This is a genomic window from Streptomyces sp. JJ36, assembly GCF_021696945.1.
Classification (GTDB): Bacteria; Actinomycetota; Actinomycetes; order Streptomycetales; family Streptomycetaceae; genus Streptomyces.
In genome coordinates this window covers 1-716 of the sequence record NZ_JACYHE010000182.1, presented here as the reverse complement: position 1 = coordinate 716, position 716 = coordinate 1, and the positions used below count along the sequence as shown (strand labels likewise).

Genomic DNA, 716 nt, shown 5'->3' with positions numbered 1-716 from the left:
GACACCCACCGGCACTCGGCGGTCGTGGTTTGCGGCCCCGCGCGGGCGGAAGCGGCACGGCTCCGCGGTGCCGCCCCTGCCGCCCCCGCCACGGTGCGCGTGCGCCCTGCCGTGCGCCCCGCGTCGCGGAACTGAGGGGGCGTCACCGTGTGCGGGCGGCGCGGCCGGGGGCGCGCGGCGGGCCGTGCGATCCGCTGCGCCTTCCCGGCCCCGGCCCGGTCCTGCGCTACTCGAGGCGGCCCGCCGGAGCCCGGCGGGTGACAGGACCCGCAGGGGAGAGGAGTGCGCTGATGACCGCTGGAGGACACCACCGCCGTGGCGTGCCGCACAGCGCGGTGGCCGTCGTGCTCGGTGCCGCGCTGACGGCGGGCGCCGGGCCGGTGCTGCCCGGGGGGCCGGCGGCCGCCGCGTCTGCGGCGCCGGCGGACGTGTGGGACCGGGTCGCCGCCTGCGAGAGCGGCGGCGACTGGGACATCAACACCGGCAACGGCTACTACGGAGGGCTGCAGTTCGCGCAGAGCACCTGGGAGGCGTACGGGGGGACCGCCTACGCGCCGCGGGCCGACCTGGCGAGCAGGGCGGAGCAGGTCGCGGTCGCCGAGCGGGTGCTCGGCGGGCAGGGGCCGGGCGCCTGGCCGGTGTGCTCGCGGCAGGCGGGGCTGACCCGGCACGGCGGCGGCGCGCCGGCCTCCGGCGGCTCCGCGGCCCGGGAGCCC

General features: G+C 81.0%; 1 protein-coding gene. It reads left to right on the top strand.

What is annotated here, in order from left to right:
• Positions 1-290: 290 nt before the first annotated feature.
• Positions 291-716: transglycosylase family protein (locus HOY81_RS27080; RefSeq protein ID WP_272893365.1), on the top strand; the 426-nt coding region annotated here is incomplete at its 3' end.